Annotated in this window: 19 protein-coding genes; 14 read left to right on the top strand and 5 right to left on the bottom strand. The window is 60.3% G+C overall.

The window, feature by feature from the left end:
• The first annotated feature begins 14 nt into the window (after nucleotides 1-14).
• The 10 genes from RE418_RS10330 (at nucleotide 15) to RE418_RS10285 (ending at nucleotide 9,682) form a co-directional block, all read left to right on the top strand.
• A complete protein-coding gene (locus RE418_RS10330) occupies nucleotides 15-1,115 on the top strand; it encodes a substrate-binding domain-containing protein (protein WP_043142668.1) in 1,101 nt (366 codons plus the stop codon).
• Nucleotides 1,112-1,987, top strand: coding sequence for an SMP-30/gluconolactonase/LRE family protein (locus RE418_RS10325; RefSeq protein ID WP_192839710.1), 876 nt, complete (start codon nucleotides 1,112-1,114; stop codon nucleotides 1,985-1,987). Before RE418_RS10330 ends, RE418_RS10325 begins: the two co-directional genes overlap by 4 nt.
• A gap of 256 nt (nucleotides 1,988-2,243) precedes the next feature.
• On the top strand, nucleotides 2,244-3,242 hold the full coding sequence (gene yiaK / locus RE418_RS10320) for a 3-dehydro-L-gulonate 2-dehydrogenase (protein WP_043142670.1): 999 nt from the start codon (nucleotides 2,244-2,246) through the stop codon (nucleotides 3,240-3,242).
• Nucleotides 3,243-3,255: 13 nt separating this feature from the next.
• Nucleotides 3,256-3,729, top strand: coding sequence for a YhcH/YjgK/YiaL family protein (locus RE418_RS10315; RefSeq protein ID WP_025304166.1), 474 nt, complete (start codon nucleotides 3,256-3,258; stop codon nucleotides 3,727-3,729).
• 122 nt (nucleotides 3,730-3,851) lie between these two features.
• Nucleotides 3,852-5,147, top strand: coding sequence for an MFS transporter (locus RE418_RS10310; protein WP_089181258.1), 1,296 nt, complete (start codon nucleotides 3,852-3,854; stop codon nucleotides 5,145-5,147).
• On the top strand, nucleotides 5,147-6,637 hold the full coding sequence (locus RE418_RS10305) for an FGGY-family carbohydrate kinase (protein WP_089181259.1): 1,491 nt from the start codon (nucleotides 5,147-5,149) through the stop codon (nucleotides 6,635-6,637). Before RE418_RS10310 ends, RE418_RS10305 begins: the two co-directional genes overlap by 1 nt.
• On the top strand, nucleotides 6,634-7,290 hold the full coding sequence (gene ulaD / locus RE418_RS10300; RefSeq protein ID WP_043142675.1) for a 3-keto-L-gulonate-6-phosphate decarboxylase UlaD: 657 nt from the start codon (nucleotides 6,634-6,636) through the stop codon (nucleotides 7,288-7,290). The genes RE418_RS10305 and ulaD overlap by 4 nt, the downstream gene beginning before the upstream one ends.
• A 1-nt stretch (nucleotide 7,291) precedes the next feature.
• A complete protein-coding gene (locus RE418_RS10295) occupies nucleotides 7,292-8,152 on the top strand; it encodes an L-ribulose-5-phosphate 3-epimerase (protein ID WP_043142677.1) in 861 nt (286 codons plus the stop codon).
• Nucleotides 8,146-8,841: an L-ribulose-5-phosphate 4-epimerase gene (gene araD / locus RE418_RS10290; RefSeq protein ID WP_025304171.1), complete on the top strand. Its 696-nt coding sequence runs from the start codon at nucleotides 8,146-8,148 to the stop codon at nucleotides 8,839-8,841. The genes RE418_RS10295 and araD overlap by 7 nt, the downstream gene beginning before the upstream one ends.
• Before the next feature lie 142 nt (nucleotides 8,842-8,983).
• Complete coding sequence (locus RE418_RS10285) at nucleotides 8,984-9,682, top strand: RluA family pseudouridine synthase (RefSeq protein ID WP_025304172.1); 699 nt, start codon at nucleotides 8,984-8,986, stop codon at nucleotides 9,680-9,682.
• Between the two features lie 7 nt (nucleotides 9,683-9,689).
• Here the strand turns inward: RE418_RS10285 and RE418_RS10280 are convergent, their stop codons facing one another.
• Nucleotides 9,690-10,229, bottom strand: a complete 540-nt coding sequence (locus tag RE418_RS10280) for a DUF2058 domain-containing protein (RefSeq protein WP_033635867.1) — start codon at nucleotides 10,227-10,229, stop codon at nucleotides 9,690-9,692.
• Between the two features lie 317 nt (nucleotides 10,230-10,546).
• Between RE418_RS10280 and RE418_RS10275 the strand changes: the two genes are divergently transcribed.
• The 3 genes from RE418_RS10275 (at nucleotide 10,547) to RE418_RS10265 (ending at nucleotide 14,118) form a co-directional block, all read left to right on the top strand.
• The gene (locus RE418_RS10275) at nucleotides 10,547-11,524 is read left to right on the top strand and encodes a DUF1852 domain-containing protein (RefSeq protein WP_089181260.1); all 978 of its coding nucleotides are present in this window, start codon (nucleotides 10,547-10,549) and stop codon (nucleotides 11,522-11,524) included.
• Nucleotides 11,525-11,549: 25 nt separating this feature from the next.
• Nucleotides 11,550-12,581, top strand: coding sequence for a methionine synthase (locus tag RE418_RS10270; RefSeq protein WP_049206152.1), 1,032 nt, complete (start codon nucleotides 11,550-11,552; stop codon nucleotides 12,579-12,581).
• A gap of 187 nt (nucleotides 12,582-12,768) precedes the next feature.
• The gene (locus RE418_RS10265) at nucleotides 12,769-14,118 is read left to right on the top strand and encodes an MFS transporter (RefSeq protein ID WP_089181261.1); all 1,350 of its coding nucleotides are present in this window, start codon (nucleotides 12,769-12,771) and stop codon (nucleotides 14,116-14,118) included.
• An 82-nt stretch (nucleotides 14,119-14,200) separates the two neighbouring features.
• Here RE418_RS10265 and mscS read toward each other — a convergent pair whose 3' ends face one another.
• Nucleotides 14,201-15,067 carry a small-conductance mechanosensitive channel MscS gene (gene mscS, locus RE418_RS10260; RefSeq protein WP_025304177.1) on the bottom strand — a complete coding sequence of 289 codons (867 nt, stop codon included), beginning with the start codon at nucleotides 15,065-15,067 and terminating at the stop codon, nucleotides 14,201-14,203.
• Between the two features lie 205 nt (nucleotides 15,068-15,272).
• Between mscS and RE418_RS10255 the strand changes: the two genes are divergently transcribed.
• Nucleotides 15,273-15,941, top strand: a complete 669-nt coding sequence (locus RE418_RS10255; RefSeq protein ID WP_025304178.1) for a DUF1345 domain-containing protein — start codon at nucleotides 15,273-15,275, stop codon at nucleotides 15,939-15,941.
• A 55-nt stretch (nucleotides 15,942-15,996) separates the two neighbouring features.
• Here the strand turns inward: RE418_RS10255 and fbaA are convergent, their stop codons facing one another.
• The 3 genes from fbaA to epd form a co-directional block, all read right to left on the bottom strand.
• The gene (gene fbaA, locus RE418_RS10250) at nucleotides 15,997-17,076 is read right to left on the bottom strand and encodes a class II fructose-bisphosphate aldolase (RefSeq protein ID WP_025304179.1); all 1,080 of its coding nucleotides are present in this window, start codon (nucleotides 17,074-17,076) and stop codon (nucleotides 15,997-15,999) included.
• 116 nt (nucleotides 17,077-17,192) lie between these two features.
• On the bottom strand, nucleotides 17,193-18,356 hold the full coding sequence (pgk, locus tag RE418_RS10245) for a phosphoglycerate kinase (RefSeq protein WP_025160206.1): 1,164 nt from the start codon (nucleotides 18,354-18,356) through the stop codon (nucleotides 17,193-17,195).
• A gap of 70 nt (nucleotides 18,357-18,426) precedes the next feature.
• A complete protein-coding gene (epd, locus tag RE418_RS10240) occupies nucleotides 18,427-19,443 on the bottom strand; it encodes an erythrose-4-phosphate dehydrogenase (RefSeq protein WP_004931582.1) in 1,017 nt (338 codons plus the stop codon).
• Nucleotides 19,444-19,610 lie beyond the last annotated feature (167 nt).

The following is a 19,610-nucleotide window of genomic DNA, read 5'->3' as shown; positions in this document are numbered from 1 at the left end:
ACCAGGAGCACACCATGAAACGCATTTGGCTGTTACCGGGGTTCACCACATTCTTGCTCGCCGCATCGCCGGTCTGGGCCGACGCCTATCTCGATCAGGCCACCGCCGCCGTGGCGAAGGCTACCGCCAGCGCCACCCAGTGGGACGGCCCCACCAGCGGCCCGCAGCTGCAGGCCAACAAGAAGATCATTTTTATCGCCTCCGACATGAAGAACGGCGGCGTGCAAGGGGTGCAACAGGGGTTGAGCGAAGCGGCGAAAGCCGCCGGCTGGAAGCTGGAAACGCTCGACGGCGGCGGCTCGGTGAAAGATCAGCTGGCATCGCTCAATCAGGCCATCGCCCAGAAACCAGACGGCATCGTGATCGGCGGCTGGAACCCTAACGTCGCCAAGATCCCGCTGAAAAAGGCCGTACAGCAGGGCATCGTGCTGACCGCCTGGCATGCGGTGCCGGAACCGGGCCCCATCGCCAAATACAATGTGTTCTATAACGTCACGTCGGATTCCAACGAAGTGGCGCGCATCGCCGCGCAATACGCGGTGGTGCAGTCCGGCGGCAAGGCGAGCGTGTTGATCTTCACCGACTCGCTGTACCAAATCGCCTTGGACAAGGCCAACGTCATGAAAGAAGAGATCGCCAAATGCAGCGGCTGTACGCTGCTGGAATTCATCGACACGCCGCTGGCAGATACCGCCAACCGCATGCCGGCGATGACCTTCAGCCTGCTGCAGAAGTACGGCGACAAATTCCAATATGCGCTGGCAATCAACGATCTGTATTTCGACTTTATGGCGCCGGCGCTGAAAACCGCCGGCAAAGGCGGCAAGAACGCGCCTTACAACGTGTCGGCCGGCGACGGTTCAATCTCCGCTTACCAGCGTATCCGCTCGGGCGACAGCCAGTCGGCGACGGTGCCGGAGCCCTTGAAACTGCACGGTTGGCAGCTGCTGGACGAATTCAACCGCGCCTTCGCCAAGCAGCCGCCTTCCGGCTACGTGACCCCGGCGCATCTGGTCACCCGCGACAATATCGCCGCCGACGGCGGCGCCAATAACCTGTATGACCCGCAAAACGATTACCAGGGCCATTACAAAGCGATCTGGGGCGTGAAGTGAACGGCGGCATTCGGCATTCATTGCGCACGCACGCTCAGCTCGAGCGCTTGTGCTCACCGGCGATTTGGGCCGAAGGGCCGGTCTGGCTGCCGCAAGAGGATGCGGTGGTGTTCAGCGACGTGAAAGGCAATCGCATGTTCCGCTGGTCGCGCCGGGGTGAGCTAAGCCTATACCGCTCGCCGTCGCACTACGCCAACGGCAATGCGCGCGACGGCGAGGGGCGTGTGGTCAGCTGTGAACACGGGCGGCGCGGCATCAGCCGCACCGAAAGCGATGGCGAAGTGCGCCTGTTGATCGACCGCGTCGACGGCAAGCGCTTTAACTCGCCGAACGACGTGGCGGTGTGTTCCGACGGCACCCTGTGGTTCACCGATCCGCCCTACGGCATCATCGGCGACGAAGAGGGTTACAAATCGGAAAGCCAGGTGATCGGCTGCTATCTCTACAGCTTCGATCCGCGCGACGGTTCGCTGACCATCGCCGCCTGCGACCTGCAGCGCCCGAACGGCCTGGCGTTTTCACCGGATGAAAAATGGCTGTACGTGGCGGACATGTCGATCGTGGATTTTCCGACGCTGGGCCGCCGCGAGCTGCGCGTCTATGCGGTCAACGGTCGCGAGCTGGAAGCCGGCCGCCGTTTTGCAACCGTGGAACCCGGGTTCCCGGACGGCTTCTGCGTCGATCGGGCCGGCAATCTGTTTTGCAGCTGCGCCGACGGCGTGCTGGTCTTTGATCCACAGGGGCGACAGATCGACAAAATCAGCGTGCCGGAACGCGTCTCCAATTGTACCTTCGGCGGCCCGAACGGCGATGAACTCTATATCACCGCCACCACCTCGCTCTACCGCATGGTGCTGAACACCCGCGGTTAACCGGGGTCTCGCAAGACGCAGGGTGGGTTTTGATCCGCCCTGCTTTGTCACGTCTGAAGCACGCCATCTCCACCAAAACGTGGCGGCGATCACAAAATCACCACTCAATTTTAACGTCATGTTTTTCATGAATAATTTTACTCCCCCTTGCTTTGACTTCCCTGAATCACCGGGATAGCATTTATTTGAAATGCAATTTCGCATATTGAAATTTAGCGAACCAAAAACAGACAATTCGCACAGGCGGAGAACCGGCATGAGAGTGAGTTACAGCGAGTTAAAACAGCAATTCAAACGCGTGCTGCTGGCGCGCGGCGTGGCGGAACCTATCGCCGACGACTGCGCCGGCATGTTCGCCGACACCACCGCCAGCGGCGTTTACTCCCACGGCGTTAACCGCTTTCCGCGCTTTATTCAGCAGCTGGACGCCGGCGATATCGTGCCGGACGCCGAACCCAGCAAACTGTTGTCTCTGGGGGCGATCGAGCAATGGGATGCGCACCAGGGCATCGGCAACCTTACCGCCCGCCGCATGATGGATCGCGCCATGCAGTTAGCCGACGAGCATGGCATCGGCCTGGTGGCGCTGCGCAACGCCAACCATTGGATGCGCGGCGGCGGTTACGGCTGGCAGGCGGCGGAGAAAGGCTATATCGGCATTTGCTGGACCAACTCGATCGCCGTGATGCCACCGTGGGGCGCCAAAACGTGCCGTATCGGCACCAACCCGCTGATCGTCGCCGTGCCCGGCAACCCGATCACCATGGTGGACATGTCGATGTCGATGTTTTCCTACGGCGCGCTGGAGCTGAACCGGCTGGCGGGCAAAACCCTGCCGGTGGACGGCGGCTTCGACAACGACGGCCGCCTGACCCGCGATCCGGCCACCATCGAAGAGAACCGGCGCATTTTGCCAATGGGGTATTGGAAAGGATCGGCGCTGTCGATCGTGCTGGACATGATCGCCACCCTGCTGTCCGGCGGCGCCTCGGTGGCGGAAGTGACGGAAGATCACCGCGACGAATACGGCGTCTCGCAGGTGTTCATCGCAATTGAGATAGACCGGTTGATCGACGGCGACAGCCGCGATCAAAAACTGCAGCGCATCATGGATTACGTCACCAGCGCCGAACGGGACAACCCCGACGTCGCCATTCGCCTGCCGGGCCACAAGTTCCCGCGCATTCTGGAAGAAAACCTGCGCGACGGCATTCCGGTTGACGAACGAGTCTGGGCGCGCATTCAGGCGCTGTAACGGGAGGATCATCATGATATTCGGCCACATCGCCAACACCGCGCCCGAGCAGTACCCGACGCCGGTCGCCAACGCCGTCGCCTATTTGCAGCGCACCGATTTCAGCGTCTTGCCCGCAGGGCGCTATGAAGATCCCGCCACCGGCTACGTGGTGCAAGTGCTGGATCTGCATACCCAACCACCGGATGCGCTACGCCCGGAAGTCCACCGGCAAAACGTCGACGTGCAGTTTCTGGTCAGCGGTACCGAGCTTATCGGCGTAGCGGCGGACAACGGCGACAACGTCATTCATCAGGAGCTGCTGGCGCAGCGCGACATCCTGTTTTATCAGGACGTGGCCGACGAATCCTGGCTCACGATGCGCCCCGGCAACTTCGCGGTATTTTTTCCGCAGGACGTGCATCGCCCGGCCTGCATTAACCAACGCCCCTGCGCGATACGCAAGGTGGTGGTGAAGATACCGCTGGCGTCGTTTAGCGCCCGATAGACGCAGCACCCGTAACGATAACAACACCGGTCCATGAGGCCTGTGCGGGCGCCCTTGCGCCCAAATTAAGCAAAACAATAACGCCCGACCCTACAAAAAAGTGAACATCGAAAGAGGTCCTTATGAATACAGCCTCCGTTTCCGTCAGCCAAAGCCAGGCTATTCCCAAGCTCCGCTGGCTGAGGATCGTGCCGCCGATCCTCATCACCTGCATCATTTCTTACATGGATCGGGTCAACATCGCCTTCGCCATGCCCGGCGGCATGGATGACGAACTCGGCATCACCGCCTCGATGGCCGGGCTGGCCGGCGGCATCTTCTTTATCGGTTACCTGTTTCTGCAGGTGCCCGGCGGCAAGCTGGCGGTATACGGCAACGGCAAGAAATTCATCGGCTGGTCACTGTTGGCCTGGGCGGTGATCTCGGTGCTGACCGGGCTGGTCACCAATCAGTACCAGCTGCTGTTCCTGCGCTTCGCCCTCGGCGTTTCCGAAGGCGGCATGCTGCCGGTGGTGCTGACCATGATCAGCAACTGGTTCCCGGATAAGGAGCGCGGCCGCGCCAACGCCATCGTCATCATGTTCGTGCCGATCGCCGGGATTCTCACCGCCCCGCTGTCGGGTTGGATCATCACCGCCTGGGACTGGCGCATGCTGTTTCTGGTGGAGGGCGCTCTGTCGCTGGTAGTCATGGCGCTGTGGTACTTCACCATCAGCAACCGGCCGCAGGAAGCCAAATGGATCTCGCAGGCGGAAAAAGAGTATCTGGTAAAGACCCTGCACGACGAACAGCTGCTGATCAAAGGAAAAACGGTGCGCAACGCCTCGCTGCGCCGGGTGCTGGGCGACCGGATCATGTGGCAGCTGATCCTGGTGAATTTTTTCTACCAGACCGGTATCTACGGCTACACCCTGTGGCTGCCGACCATTTTGAAAGGGCTGACCCACGGCGATATGGAGCAAGTGGGCCTGCTGGCTATCTTGCCCTATATCGGCGCCATCTTCGGCATGCTGATCATCTCCACCCTCTCCGATCGCACCGGTAAGCGCAAAGTCTTCGTCGCCCTGCCGCTGGCCTGCTTTGCCGCCTGCATGGCGCTGTCGGTGCTGCTGAAGGAGCACATCTGGTGGTCTTACGCTGCGCTGGTCGGCTGCGGCGTATTCATTCAGGCGGCGGCCGGGGTGTTCTGGACCATCCCGCCCAAATTGTTCAACGCCGAAGTGGCCGGCGGCGCACGTGGCGTGATCAATGCGCTGGGCAACCTCGGCGGCTTTTGCGGCCCGTATATGGTCGGCGTCCTGATCAGCCTGTTCAACAAGGATGTCGGCGTCTACAGCCTGGCAGCCTCGCTGGCGATCGCCTCCGTGCTGGCGTTGATGCTGCCCAATAAATGCGACCACAGCGCGAGGAGCGAATGATGGAATATTGGCTGGGGCTCGACTGCGGCGGTACCTTCATCAAGGCGGGATTATACGACCGCAGCGGCCATGAACACGGCGTTGCGCGGCGCAATCTAGCGATCGTCGCGCCGCAGCCCGGCTGGGCCGAGCGCGATATGGCATCGCTGTGGCGCACCGCCGCCGACGTGATCCGTGAAGTGCTGTCCGCTAGCGGCGTCGCCGCCGGCGCCATCCAGGCCATCGGCATCTCGGCGCAGGGTAAGGGGGCGTTTCTGCTGGATAAGCAGGGGCAGCCGCTGGGCAACGCCATGCTCTCTTCCGATCAGCGCGCGCTGGCGCTGGTGCAGGAATGGCAGCGACAGGGCGTGCCGCAGGCGCTGTATCCGCAAACGCGCCAAACGCTGTGGACCGGGCACCCGGTCTCGCTGCTGCGCTGGCTGAAGCGGCATCAGCCGGAACGTTACGCCCGCATCGGGAGCGTGCTGATGGCGCACGACTACCTGCGCTATTGCCTGACCGGCGAGCTGGCCTGCGAAGAAACCAATATCTCCGAATCCAACCTGTATCAGATGCGCAGCGGACGCTATGACCCGGCGCTGGCGCAGCTGCTGGGTATCGGCGACATCATGCCCGCCCTGCCGACGATCGTCGGTTCGGCCGAGATCGCCGGGCGCGTCGAGGCAAACGCCGCGGCCATCACCGGCCTGCAAACCGGCACTCCGGTGGTCGGCGGGTTGTTCGACGTGGTGTCCACCGCGTTGTGCGCCGGCCTGCAGGACGAAACCCGGCTCAACGCGGTGATGGGGACCTGGTCGGTCACCAGCGGCATCACCGACGCCATCATCGAGGGTTTCGATCATCCCTTTGTCTATGGCCGCCACGCCGAAAACGGCCAATACATCGTGCACGAAGCCAGCCCCACTTCCGCCGCCAACCTGGAGTGGTTCTGTCACCAATGGGGGCTGCAGGACTACGACCAGCTTAACCGCTGGGTCGCCGCCCTGCCGAAAGCCGCCGGCGATCTGCTGTTCGCCCCTTTCCTGTATGGCTCCAACGCCGGCCTGGGGCTGAGCGCCAGCTTCTACGGCCTGCAGGCCTTCCACCAGCGCGAGCACCTGGTGCAGGCGATCTACGAAGGCGTGGTGTTCTGCCACATGACGCACCTTAACCGTATGCGCCGGCGTTTCCCTGAGGCGCAGGCGCTGCGCGTGACCGGCGGCCCCGCCAAATCCCGCCCCTGGATGCAAATGTTCGCCGACGTCAGCGGCCTGCCGGTTGAGCTGCCGCAGGTGGAAGAAACCGGCTGTCTGGGCGCGGCGATGGCGGCCATGGTCGGCAGCGGCGTCTTCAACGATTTCACCGCCGCCCAGCACCGGCTGGCGCCGCGTATCGAGCGGCTGCTGCCTGATGCGGCCGCCGCCGAAGCTTACGACCACAAACACCAACGTTATCAGGCGCTGATTGCTGCATTGCAAAATCTGCAGCCCGCCAACAAGGAGGCCCCATGAGCACGAAACCGCGCCTGCAGCTGGCGCTCGATCAAACCCGTTTGGATACGGCGCTGCGCACCGCCGAGACCCTCAGTCCCCATGTGGACATCATCGAGGCCGGTACCATTTTGTGCATCAGCGCCGGTATTCAGGCGGTTAGCGCGCTGCGTGAACGCTGTCCGCAGCACACGCTGGTGGCCGATCTCAAGGTGGCCGACGCCGGTGCGACGCTGGCCGATCAGGCCTTCGGCCAGGGCGCGGACTGGATGACGGTGATCTGCGCCGCGCCGTTGGCCACCATGGCCAGCGCGCGGGAGGTCGCCGAGCGTCACGGCGGTGAAATCCAGATCGAACTGTTCGGCCGCTGGACATTGGAGGATGCGCGGCAATGGCGCGGCCTCGGCATTCGTCAGGCGATCTATCACCGCGGCCGCGACGCGCAGGCCAGCGGGCAAACCTGGGGCCGGCAGGATCTGGATCGGATGAAGGCGCTGTCCGATCTGGGCATCGAGCTGTCGGTGACCGGCGGCATCACGCCCGCCGACCTGCAGCTGTTTAAAGAAATCGCCGTCACCGCCTTTATCGCCGGCCGCGCGCTGGCCGAGGCCGGCGATCCGCCGGCCGCCGCCAGGCAGTTCCGCACCGCCATCGATGACATCTGGAGATCATGATATGCGTCAGCACCCGTTGGGAATTTACGAGAAAGCGCTGCCGAAACACCTGAGCTGGCCCGAACGCCTGGCGCTGGCCAAGGCCTGCGGCTTCGACTTCGTCGAAATGTCGGTGGACGAAAGCGATGAACGTCTGGCGCGCCTGAGCTGGAGCAAGGCGCAGCGCCTGGCGCTGGTGGACGCCATGCTGGAAACCGGCATCCGCATTCCGTCGATGTGCCTCTCCGGCCACCGGCGCTTTCCGTTTGGCAGCCACGATCCGGCGCTGCGACAGCGCGCCTTCGACGTGATGGAACAGGCCATTCAGCTGGCCAAAGATGTCGGTATCCGGACGATCCAGCTGGCCGGCTACGACGTGTATTACGAAGAGCAGGACGAGGGGACGCTGGCGCGCTTTAGCGAAGGCATGCAGTGGGCGGTAGACCGTGCCGCCGCCGCCCAGGTGATGCTGGCGGTGGAAATTATGGACACCGCCTTTATGAACTCGATCGCTAAATGGAAAGCCTGGGACGCCCTGCTGGCCTCGCCGTGGTTCTCGGTGTATCCAGACGTCGGCAACCTCAGCGCCTGGGGCAATGACGTGCCGCGCGAGCTGGAGCTGGGCATCGATCGCATCGCCGCCATTCACCTGAAAGACACCTACCCGGTCACCGCCACTTCGCCGGGGCAATTCCGCGACGTGCCGTTTGGCGAAGGCTGCGTCGACTTCGTCGAGGTGTTTCGCACGCTGCAGCGCCTCAATTACCGCGGCGCATTCCTGATTGAGATGTGGACCGAAAAAGCCGAGGAGCCGGTGGCCGAGATCGTTCAGGCCCGCCGCTGGATCGAACAGAAAATGCAACAAGGGGGCATGACATGCTGACTCAGTTAAAACAACAGGTGCTGGAGGCCAATCTCGATCTGCCGCGCCATAAGCTGGTGACCTTTACCTGGGGCAACGTCAGCGCGGTGGATCGCGAACGCGGTCTGGTGGTGATCAAGCCTTCCGGCGTTGAATACGAGCATATGACGGCGGAGGATATGGTGGTGGTCGATCTGGCCAGCGGCCGCACCGTCGAGGGGGCAAAAAAACCGTCGTCGGACACCGCCACCCATCTGGCGCTGTACCGCGAATTTGCCGATATCGGCGGCATCGTCCACACCCATTCGCGCCACGCCACCATCTGGGCGCAGGCCGGGCTGGACATCCCCGCCTGGGGAACCACCCACGCCGACTATTTTTATGGCGCTATCCCCTGCACTCGCCTGATGACCCAGGATGAAATTGAGCACGATTACGAACTGGAAACCGGCAACGTGATTATCGAAACCTTCCGCCAGCGCGATATCAATCCCAACGCGATCCCGGCGGTACTGGTCAATGCCCACGGCCCCTTCGCCTGGGGCAAAGACGCCCACAACGCGGTGCATAATGCGGTGGTGCTGGAAGAGATCGCCTACATGGGCATTTTCTCGCGCCAGCTGACGCCGGGCATTCACAGCATGCAGCGCGAGCTGTTGGACAAACACTACCTGCGCAAACACGGCCAAAACGCCTACTACGGGCAGTAGAGCGCCGGGGACTTAACCGTGGCACCCGATGCTTTGCCGCATCGGGTGCCAACGGGCATGAGCCGCAGTGTAACGAAAACCGCATTCGCTCATCGACGCGAAATTCGCTATCATCCGCCCCCACCCACCAGCCGGCCGCCCGATGTCTACGATCACCGATACCTTTATCGCCCCGCCATGCCATGACCCAATAGAGATCCTCTATCAGGACGATCATCTGGCGCTGATCAATAAGCCGGCCGGGCTGCTCAGCCTCTCGGGCAAGAATCCGCAGAATCTCGATTCGGTACACCACCGGCTGGTACAGATCTTCCCCGGCTGCGCCCTGGTGCACCGCCTGGATTTCGGCACGTCCGGGTTGATGGTGGTGGCCCGCAACAAGGCCGCCAACGCCGCGCTCTGCCGGCAGTTCAGCGAGCGCACCGTCAGCAAAGTGTACAGCGCGCTGCTGTGCGGCCATCTGGCGAATAACGAAGGGGTCATAGACGCGGCGATCGCCAAAGATCCGGCGCTGTTCCCGCTGATGTCGATTTGCGCCCTCCACGGCAAGCCCGCCCGCTCCCGCTATCGGGTCGTCGAGCGTTTTTATCGTGAAACGGAAGGCGGGATCTCGCTGCCGCTGACGCGGGTGCAGCTCACCCCGGAGACCGGGCGCACCCACCAGCTGCGTATTCACAGCCGGCAGTTGGGCCACCCTATTTTAGGCTGCGATCTGTACGGCGGGCGCCTGCTGCCGGGTACCGAACAGACGCCGCGGCTGATGCTGCACGCCAGCGAGCTGGACTTTGTGCACCCCATCAGCGGAGAGCGGATCGCCGCTCGTCACGCCGCGCCGTTCTGAACGCGGCTTACCACATCAAATCGTCGGGCACTTTAAAGTCGGCGTACGGATCGTCTTCATCCTGCTCTTCCTGACTCAGCGCACTGTGCAGCACAATGCTGGCCGCATCGCGCTGCGCGATTTTATCGGCGACGCTCGCGGGGATAATCGCGTATTCACACTCTTCCCGGTTCTCGACCACCAAGCGGGCAATGGCGAGGCGGCCATTGATCAGCTGAGTCTGCGTCGCCTTATCCACCAGGATTTTCTTGATCAGGTTGCCGTCGGTGAAGTTGAAACCAATATCACCTTTCGCCAGAACGATGCGGTTCATCTCGATCAGTTGCTTCACCTGCGCCTTGTATTCTTTGGACAGCGCGGCTTGCTTTTGCTGCTCGTTCAACTGCTTATCGCGCTCAAGCTGCGCCTTTTTATTCTCTTCCACCGCCTCTCTGGCCTCACGGGCCTGAACGCGTGATTTTTTAGCCGTTCTTTGGACTTTGGCCATTTTCTTGCTGGTTACCAAGCCCGCTTTGAGCATCTGCTCTTGTAAGGTGAGTTTTGTCATGTTCGTGTCTGAAGCCGTGGGATCATGGGGGGATTATACCCGTAATTTTTCAGGCTGCACCAGGTTGCCGGCCCGGTACGTTGGCGGTTTGCGCTGCAGGGCAACGGCGATAAACCGACCCGAACGCCAGATCATGAATAGCGCTCATGTGGTAATGAAATTAAGTCTCTTTCACTCCCTGCGGGACTCTGGCAAAAATAGACCTCATTAACGACAGACAATATGAAATCGGCTGAATGAAAAAAAGAGAAAAACAACCCATTGAAAAAAATGGATAAATCCAGCCATCATACCATATAACAGGATGCTATAAGACGATGAATAGAGACTTTACCTTTACGATTAAGAGCAGTTCTTTCGATGAAGATTATAACCCTTCTGAAAGTACGCGTATCACCACCAACTTCGCCAATTTGGCCAGAGGGGAAAACCGCCGGGAGAACCTGCGCAATACGCTGGTGATGATTAACAACCGCTTCAATACGTTGGCGCATTGGGATAACCCCAAGGCCGATCGCTATTCGGTCGAGCTTGAAATCATCTCGGTTGAGATGCGCGTTGAAGATCGGGGTGCCAGCTTCCCGGTGATCGAAATCCTGAAAACCAACATCATTGATAAAAAAACGCAAAAGCGTATCGAGGGCATCGTTGGGAACAATTTCTCCTCTTACGTGCGCGACTACGACTTTAGCGTCTTGCTGCCGGCGCACAATAAAAACACGGCGGAATTTACCATTCCGGATGATTTCGGCGATTTGCACGGCAATATCTTTAAGCACTTCGTCAATTCAAACGAATACCATGAAAATTTCAGCAAACCGCCGGTGATCTGCCTCAGCGTGTCCAGCAAAGACACCTACCATCGGACGGGCAATCAACACCCGGTGTTGGGCGACGAGTATCGGCAAGACGGCGCTTCGCTGACCGACCGGTATTTTAAAAAAATGGGCCTGCAGGTGCGCTACTTCATGCCGAAAAATAGCGTCGCGCCCCTGGCGTTTTATTTCCCCGGGGATTTGCTGAGCGATTACACCGATCTGGAACTGATCGGCACCATCAGCACGATGGAGACCTTCCAGAAAATTTATCGGCCTGAAATTTACAATGCCAACTCGGCGGCGGGGCAATGCTATCAGCCAAGCCTGAATAACCAGGATCATTCATTAACCAAGATTGTTTACGATCGCGAAGAGCGTAGCCAGTTAGCGATTGAGCAGGGGAAATTTACGGAAGAGCAATTTATCAAACCCTACAAACCTCTTCTTGAGCAATGGTCTGCTCACTACGCGCTTTGATTCACTCAAATACAGGTCATCTATTATGAAAATATTGCTCCCTACGTCGACCGCCGGCAGCTTGCCCAAACCTGTCTGGCTGGCCCAACCGGAAACCCTGTGGTCGCCTTGGAAATTGCAGAATGAAGAATTAATCGAAGGGAAACAGGACGCCTTGCGTTTGTCGCTGGCAGAGCAACAACAGGCCGGCATCGATATCGTCAGCGATGGCGAGCAAACGCGCCAGCACTTCGTCACGACGTTTATCGAACACCTCAGCGGCGTCGATTTCGAGAAACGCGAAGTGGTTAAAATCCGCAATCGCTACGAGGCGAGCGTGCCAACCGTTGTGGGGGCGGTCTCGCGCCAAAAACCCGTTTTCGTTGAAGACGCCAAATTTTTACGCCAGCTGACCAAGCAGCCGATTAAATGGGCCCTGCCGGGGCCGATGACCATGATCGACACGCTTTATGACAACCACTATAAAAGCCGCGAGAAATTGGCCTGGGAGTTCGCCAAGATCCTCAATCAGGAAGCTAAAGAGCTCGAGGCCGCCGGCGTCGACATTATTCAGTTTGATGAGCCCGCATTTAACGTGTTCTTTGACGAGGTGAATGACTGGGGCATTGCCGCCCTGGAAAGAGCCATTGAAGGGCTTAAGTGTGAAACCGCCGTACATATCTGCTATGGATATGGGATTAAAGCCAATACCGACTGGAAAAAGACGCTGGGCTCGGAATGGCGGCAATATGAAGAGGCGTTTCCGAAACTGCAAACGTCCAACATCGATATCATCTCCCTGGAGTGCCATAACTCGCACGTGCCGATGGACCTGCTTGAACTGATCCGCGGCAAAAAGGTGATGGTCGGCGCCATCGACGTAGCGAATCATGCCATTGAGACGCCAGAAGAAGTGGCCGCTACGCTGCGCAAAGCGCTGCAGTTTGTCGATGCCGACAAGCTCTATCCGTCGACCAACTGCGGCATGGCCCCCCTGCCCCGTCAGGTCGCCCGCGGCAAGCTGAATGCGTTAAGCGCAGGTGCCGAGATCGTGCGCCGAGAGCTGTTAGCCAAATAACCTTGCCAGCGCCCGCCACAGACACCTCCTGTGGCGGGCGATTATCATCAATTCCCCCTCCCCGCAACGTCCCCGCTCTGGTGTATACTCGGATTTCTACGCGATGCCAGCCACAGCGGTTTTGGTTCAGGCCTGGCCTGAACAGCCCTCAGCCAGCCCACACCAGCCGAATAACAGTGGAATAACCATGAGCCCAAATACCGCTCGCATCAGCGAAATCATCGATCGCGCCAGGATCTCCCCCTACCAAATCCTGATCCTCACCCTGTGTTTCCTCATTGCCCTGCTGGACGGTTTCGATACCGCCATCATCGGCTATATCGCCCCGGCGCTGCGCGAAGAGTGGGATCTGCTGCCCGCTCAGCTCTCTCCCGCCTTCGGTGCGGGGCTGTTCGGCCTGCTGATCGGCAGCCTGCTGTTCGGGCCGATCGCCGACGCCTTCGGCCGCAAACGCGTGCTGCTCGTCGCGGTGCTGGTGTTTGGCGGCTGCACCCTGGCTTCGGCCTATACGCATTCGATCGAATCCCTGACCCTGCTGCGCTTCATCACCGGCATTGGCCTCGGGGGCGCAATACCAACTTGCATCACCCTCAGCTCGGAGTACTCACCGGCGCGCCGCCGCATGCTGATGGTCACCTTGAGCTGGAGCGGCTTTACCGCTGGGTTAGCCCTGGGCGGCCTGCTGGCCGGGCAGATCATCCCGGCGTTCGGCTGGCGCGGCCTGCTGCTGGTCGGTGGCATCGCGCCGTTGGCGCTGCTGCCGCTGTTGGCCTGGCAGATGCCCGAATCAGTACGCTTTATGGCCGCCAGCGCCAAACATGCCGATCGGCTGCGCCGGGTGGTCGAGCGTATCACCGGCCAGCGTTGGGCCGGTGTGACGATTGTCGATGACGAGCGTCCGGCGCAGATCAAATCACCGATCTCGCATCTGTTTATCGAAGGGCGCGCCGTGCGCACCCTGCTGCTGTGGGCGGCGTTCTTCTGTTCGCTGTTCGTGTTCTACCTGCTCACCAGCTGGTTGCCGACGATACTCAAAGACGCCGGTTTCGATATCGCCCACGCCTCGCGCATCGGCGCGATGGTGCCGCTCGGCGGCACCCTGGGCGCCATTCTGATGGCGCTGCTGATGGATCGGGCCGGGCCCTACCGCGTGCTGGCCGTCTCCTACCTGGGTGCCGCGCTGGTGATTGGCGCCACCGGGTATCTGATGGGCGACGTCTACACGCTGGCCGCCGTCGTGTTCCTTATCGGCTTCGGCGTGGCCGGCGCGCAGAACGGCCTGAACCTGGTTTCCGCCACCCTTTACCCGACCGCAGCCCGCGTGACCGGCGTCAGTTGGGCCATGGCCAATGGCCGCTTTGGTTCGATCGTCGGCTCGATGCTCGGCGCCTGGATGATGACCGCCGCCGGCTCGACGGAGGTGTTCTTCCTCTGGCTGGCGCTGCCGGCGCTGTTGGGCGCCGCCGCCATCTTCCTGCTTTATCGCCTCAGCCTGCGCCGCCGCGTGCCGCTCACGGAGCCGGCAGCGGACATCTGACCGCCCTAAAAGAAAAGGCCGAGACGCCATCGGTAGCGTCTCGGCCTGCAGTAAAAAAAGGGGACCAAGGCCCCCTTCTGTGTTATTCCGCCTTGGCGGAAGCGTCTTCGGTGCGATACAGGTGCACGTCCATTTGCGGGAACGGAATGCCGATGTTGTGGGCATCCAGCGCGCGCTTGAAGTTTTCCATCAGATCGAAGTACACGTTCCAGTATTCCGCATTGGTGGTCCAGGAACGGGTCACAAAGTTCAGGGAAGATGGCGCCATCTCGTTCAGACGCACGGTCACGCCTTTAGCGTGCATGATGCGCTTGTCGGCGGCGATCACATCGCCCAGCACCTTCTTCACCACGTCGATATCGGCGTTGTAGGCCACGCCTACCACGATATCCACACGGCGATTCGGCTCGCGGGAGTAGTTGATGATGTTGCCGGCGATGATTTTACCGTTCGGCACCACGATGGTTTTGTTGTCTGCGGTGCGCAGGGTGGTGGAGAAAATCTGCACCTGATCGACGGTACCGGCCACGCCGCCCAGATCGACATATTCACCCACGCGCAGCGGGCGGAAGATCACCAGCAGCACGCCGGCGGCGAAGTTAGACAGCGAGCCTTGCAGCGCCAGGCCGACGGCCAAACCGGCGGCACCCAGCACGGCGATCACCGAGGTGGTCTGCACGCCGACACGCCCCAGCACCGCGATGAAGGTGAACGCCAGCACGCCGTAGCGCACGATCGCCGACAGGAAGTCTGCCACCGTGGCGTCGATGCCGCGCAGCTTCATCACGCGGTTCAGCGCATTGCCGACCACGCGGGCCACGATCGAACCGATGATCAGGATAACGATGGCGGCGACGATATTCACCGCGTACTGGATCAACAGATCCTGGTTCTTCACCAACCAGTTGCCGGCACCGTTGATGCCGTCTACTACATTCAAATCTTTCATTCGTGTCGTCCTAACTCAGTCCCTAACGGGAGAAACTCGCAAAAATACACTGGCCTCGGCAGCCAGTAGGAAACCACCGCCTAAGGGTAACCAACATTAAAGGCTCATGCCAACCGTCAGCGTTAAAAATAGCCGAAACCGCCCGCCGCGTCTTCTATGCTGAAAACAGCGCGTTGGCTATTTCACGACTAGGGATCCGTTCTTCATGCACATTCGCTCTTCGCTCAAACACTATTGGCAAGTGCGGCCCAGGCTGCTGTTTTCCGTCGGCGCCGGGCTGCTGTGCTTTCTGCTGCTGCCCGCCCAGCTCTCGTTGCTGCAGCGCCTAATGATCGGCTGGAATACGCTGGCCTGGCTCTATCTGCTGTTTCTCTGGCGGCTGATGCTGGTCAGCACACCGCAGCACATTCGCCAGATCGCTCGGCGACAGGATGAAAGCGCCAGCACGGTGTTGGCGCTGGTCAGTTTCGGTTGTCTGGTGAGCATTCTGGCGATCCTGTTCGAATTGAGCAGCGCCAAACAGGCCAGCGACTCGCTGAAAACGCTACATCTGGCGTTAACCGGCGCAACGCTGGCAGTCTCCTGGCTGCTGCTGCCGACCGCCTTCACCATGCACTATGCCCATCAGTTTTACCGTCAGGGCGCACAGCAGGATCCTTTGCCGCTGCTGTTTCCCGGCAATCTCACCGAGCCGACCTATCTGGACTTCGCCTACTTCTCCTTCACCATCGCGGTCGCGTCGCAAACGGCCGACGTGGCGGTCGGCGCCGCGGAGGTGCGTAAAATCGCGCTCGTGCAGTCGGTTATTTCGTTCGTGTTCAACATGCTGATCCTGGGCCTGTCGATCAACGTCGGTGCCGGCCTGCTGGGCTGAAAACGAAAAAGGCTCCCCGCAGGGAGCCTTATGCACGTGCAACAGGTGCCGAAGATTACAGAACGTCTACCGCGTTCAGATCTTTGAAAGCCTGCTCCAGACGCGTCACCATGCTGGTCTGCGCTGCGCGCAGCCATACGCGTGGATCGTAGTATTTCTTGTTCGGCTGATCGGCGCCTTTCGGGTTGCCCAGTTGGCCCTGCAGGTAAGCTTCGTTCGCTTTGTAGTACTGCAGGATGCCATCCCAGGTCGCCCATTGGGTGTCGGTGTCGATGTTCATTTTGATCACGCCGTAACCCACAGACTCTTTGATCTCTGCGTCGGTAGAACCGGAACCGCCGTGGAACACGAAGTTCAGGCTGTTGTGCGGCAGGTTGAATTTCTTGGACACGTAGTCCTGAGAATCACGCAGGATGGTCGGAGTCAGCTTGACGTTGCCTGGCTTGTACACGCCGTGCACGTTACCGAAGGAGGCTGCGATGGTGAAGCGCGGGCTGATGGCGTTCAGTTTTTCGTACGCGTAAGCCACGTCTTCCGGCTGGGTGTACAGTGCGGAAGCATCCATATGGCTGTTGTCCACGCCATCTTCTTCACCGCCGGTGCAGCCCAGTTCGATTTCCAGCGTCATGCCGATTTTGGCCATGCGCTTCAGGTAGGCGCTGCAGATCTCGATGTTTTCTTCCAGAGATTCTTCAGACAGATCGATCATGTGGGAAGAGAACAGCGGTTTGCCGGTAGCGGCGAAGTGCTTCTCGCCGGCGTCCAGCAGGCCGTCCAGCCATGGCAGCAGTTTCTTCGCGCAGTGGTCGGTGTGCAGGATCACCGGCACGCCGTAGTGTTCAGCCATCTGGTGAACGTGGTGTGCGCCAGAGATAGCGCCCAGAATCGCTGCACCCTGAGGCACATCGGTCTTCACGCCTTTGCCGGCGATGAACGCGGCGCCGCCGTTGGAGAACTGAACGATAACCGGCGCGCGCACTTTAGCCGCGGCTTCCAGCACTGCGTTGATGGAGTCGGTACCCACGCAGTTTACCGCTGGCAGCGCAAAGTTGTTCTCTTTAGCAACTGCGAAGACTTTCTGAACGTCATCACCCGTGATGACACCCGGTTTTACGAAATCAAAAATTTTAGACATGTTACTTTGTCCTGTTTCGTCGGCCGTAGATGGATGTAAATCGATGTTTTCACGCCGCGCAGCGTGAGCCGCGCGGTATAAAACAAACGGGCGGCTTTCGCCTCCCGTTGTCTGAATTACTGCTTAGCGCGCTCTTCCAGCATCACGACTGCAGGCAGCGGTTTCCCTTCAACGAATTCCAGGAATGCGCCACCGCCGGTGGAGATGTAGGAAATTTTGTCAGCGATACCGAACAGATCGATGGCTGCCAGAGTGTCGCCGCCGCCAGCGATAGAGAAAGCGTCGCTATCGGCGATCGCGCGGGCGACAATTTCGGTGCCCTTACGGAAGTTAGGGAACTCGAATACGCCAACCGGGCCATTCCACAGAATGGTCTTGGCGTTCTTCAGGATAACGGCCAGACGCTCGGCAGAGACGTCGCCCATATCCAGAATTTGCTCGTTGTCCTGGATCTCGTTGGCCTGCTTCACGGTCGCGGTCGCGGTTTCAGAGAACTCGGTCGCCACGCGCACGTCGGTCGGAACCGGGATGTCGCAGGTTTCCAGCAGTTTCTGCGCGTTCGGGATCAGATCCGGTTCGTACAGGGACTGGCCCACGTTGTTGCCCTGCGCCGCCACGAAGGTGTTGGCGATGCCGCCGCCGACGATCAGCTGATCGGCGATTTTGGACAGGGAATCCAGCACGGTCAGTTTGGTGGAGACTTTAGAGCCGCCCACGATGGCGACCATCGGACGGGCCGGGTTGCCCAGGGCCTTGCCCAGCGCTTCCAGCTCGGCGGACAGCAGCGGGCCGGCACAGGCGACAGGCGCGAACTTGCCCACGCCGTGGGTGGAAGCCTGCGCGCGGTGCGCGGTGCCGAACGCGTCCATCACGTACACGTCGCACAGCGCCGCGTATTTCTTGGACAGGGTTTCGTCGTCTTTCTTCTCGCCCTTGTTGAAGCGAACGTTTTCCAGCACCACCAGTTCGCCTTCGGCGACGTCGACGCCATCCAGATAATCCTTCGCCAGACGCACTGGGGATTTCAGATGATCTTTCAGGTAGTTGACCACAGGCAGCAGGGAGAATTCTTCGTTGTACTCGCCTTCGGTAGGACGACCCAGGTGGGAGGTTACCATCACGCGGGCGCCTTGCTTCAGCGCAGCTTCGATAGTCGGCAGGGAAGCGCGGATACGCGCGTCGGAAGTCACTTTACCGTCTTTTACCGGCACGTTCAGATCGGAGCGGATCAGTACGCGTTTACCCGCCAGATCCAGATCGGTCATCTTAATTACAGACATGGTGAACCCTCTTTATTGAATCTCTATAAAATTGCCTGAGCAGCGCGCCCATCACGCCGGCGCCGCCGTACTAGAAACCGCTGGCGGCCATTGCCCGTGTTGTATCCAACATCCGATTGGCAAAGCCCCATTCATTGTCGCACCAGACCAAGGTCTTTATCAGGTGCTGCCCGCTGACCCGGGTCTGCGTACCGTCGACGATAGCGCTGTGCGGGTCATGGTTAAAATCAATCGAGACCAATGGTAATTCCGTGTAGTCAACTATACCACGAAATGATTCCCGTGCGGCCTTTTGCAACAGCTGGTTGACCTCCGCCACCTTCACCGCGGCGCTCACGCTGACGCTAAGATCGATAGCCGTCACGTTGATGGTCGGCACGCGCACCGAGATAGCCTCGAAGCGATCGCAAAACTGCGGGAAGATGCGGGTGATGCCCGCGGCCAGCTTGGTATCGACCGGAATGATCGACTGGCTCGCCGCGCGGGTGCGCCGCAAATCCGCGTGATACGCGTCGATCACCGGCTGATCGTTCATCGCCGAGTGAATGGTGGTCACGGTGCCGGACTCGATGCTGTAGGCGTCGTCCAGCAGCTTGATCACCGGAATAATGCAGTTGGTGGTGCACGAGGCGTTGGACACGATGCGGTGTTCCGCTAGCAGCGTCTGATGGTTGACGCCAAACACGATGGTGGCGTCCAGATCGTTGCCGCCCGGATGGGCGAACAGCACTTTCTTCGCCCCCGCCGCCAGATGGGCTTCGCCATCCGCCCGGCTGCCGTACACGCCGCTGCAGTCCAGCACCACGTCGACGCCCAGCTCGCCCCAGGGCAACTGCTCCACCGCCGGCTGATGCAACAGGCGAATCGCGTCGTCTCCGACGCTCAGCGTGTCGCACTCTTGCCGCACATCCCACGCAAAGCGGCCGTGGCTGGAATCGTACTTCAGCAGATGGGCCATGCCTTCGGCGTTCGCCAGCTCGTTGATCGCCACCACGGAGATTTCCGCCCGTCGTCCCGATTCGTACAGTGCGCGCAATACGCTGCGGCCGATGCGGCCAAAGCCGTTTATCGCTATGCGGATGGTCATGCTGCTCCTGAAAAAGGGCCGTCCACGCCGGGTGACTCACCGGCGCCGCCCGGCGCTGACTGGTTGTCTCACTAACCCGCATAGAGTAGTGGATCGTACCGCCCGCTGTGAATCGCCGAGTTTGCATTATTCCCGCGCTTCAGCGGTTTTTCACCGCCGTCACATCG

The organism is Serratia sp. szju, assembly GCF_044594185.1.
GTDB classification, from domain to species: Bacteria; Pseudomonadota; Gammaproteobacteria; order Enterobacterales; family Enterobacteriaceae; genus Serratia; species Serratia bockelmannii.
This window is presented reverse-complemented; position numbering and strand designations above follow the sequence as displayed.

Bases quoted from the DNA above. Each gene is read 5' to 3' on its own strand.
- araD (WP_025304171.1), top strand. From the start codon at position 8,146: ATGCTGACTCAGTTAAAACAACAGGTGCTGGAGGCCAATCTCGATCTG.
- RE418_RS10315 (WP_025304166.1), top strand. From the start codon at position 3,256: ATGATATTCGGCCACATCGCCAACACCGCGCCCGAGCAGTACCCGACG.
- RE418_RS10310 (WP_089181258.1), top strand. From the start codon at position 3,852: ATGAATACAGCCTCCGTTTCCGTCAGCCAAAGCCAGGCTATTCCCAAG.
- RE418_RS10285 (WP_025304172.1), top strand. From the start codon at position 8,984: ATGTCTACGATCACCGATACCTTTATCGCCCCGCCATGCCATGACCCA.
- RE418_RS10295 (WP_043142677.1), top strand. From the start codon at position 7,292: ATGCGTCAGCACCCGTTGGGAATTTACGAGAAAGCGCTGCCGAAACAC.
- epd (WP_004931582.1), bottom strand. From the start codon at position 19,443: ATGACCATCCGCATAGCGATAAACGGCTTTGGCCGCATCGGCCGCAGC.
- pgk (WP_025160206.1), bottom strand. From the start codon at position 18,356: ATGTCTGTAATTAAGATGACCGATCTGGATCTGGCGGGTAAACGCGTA.
- mscS (WP_025304177.1), bottom strand. From the start codon at position 15,067: ATGAAAGATTTGAATGTAGTAGACGGCATCAACGGTGCCGGCAACTGG.
- ulaD (WP_043142675.1), top strand. From the start codon at position 6,634: ATGAGCACGAAACCGCGCCTGCAGCTGGCGCTCGATCAAACCCGTTTG.
- RE418_RS10265 (WP_089181261.1), top strand. From the start codon at position 12,769: ATGAGCCCAAATACCGCTCGCATCAGCGAAATCATCGATCGCGCCAGG.
- RE418_RS10255 (WP_025304178.1), top strand. From the start codon at position 15,273: ATGCACATTCGCTCTTCGCTCAAACACTATTGGCAAGTGCGGCCCAGG.
- RE418_RS10280 (WP_033635867.1), bottom strand. From the start codon at position 10,229: ATGACAAAACTCACCTTACAAGAGCAGATGCTCAAAGCGGGCTTGGTA.
- yiaK (WP_043142670.1), top strand. From the start codon at position 2,244: ATGAGAGTGAGTTACAGCGAGTTAAAACAGCAATTCAAACGCGTGCTG.
- RE418_RS10305 (WP_089181259.1), top strand. From the start codon at position 5,147: ATGGAATATTGGCTGGGGCTCGACTGCGGCGGTACCTTCATCAAGGCG.
- RE418_RS10275 (WP_089181260.1), top strand. From the start codon at position 10,547: ATGAATAGAGACTTTACCTTTACGATTAAGAGCAGTTCTTTCGATGAA.
- RE418_RS10330 (WP_043142668.1), top strand. From the start codon at position 15: ATGAAACGCATTTGGCTGTTACCGGGGTTCACCACATTCTTGCTCGCC.
- fbaA (WP_025304179.1), bottom strand. From the start codon at position 17,076: ATGTCTAAAATTTTTGATTTCGTAAAACCGGGTGTCATCACGGGTGAT.
- RE418_RS10270 (WP_049206152.1), top strand. From the start codon at position 11,550: ATGAAAATATTGCTCCCTACGTCGACCGCCGGCAGCTTGCCCAAACCT.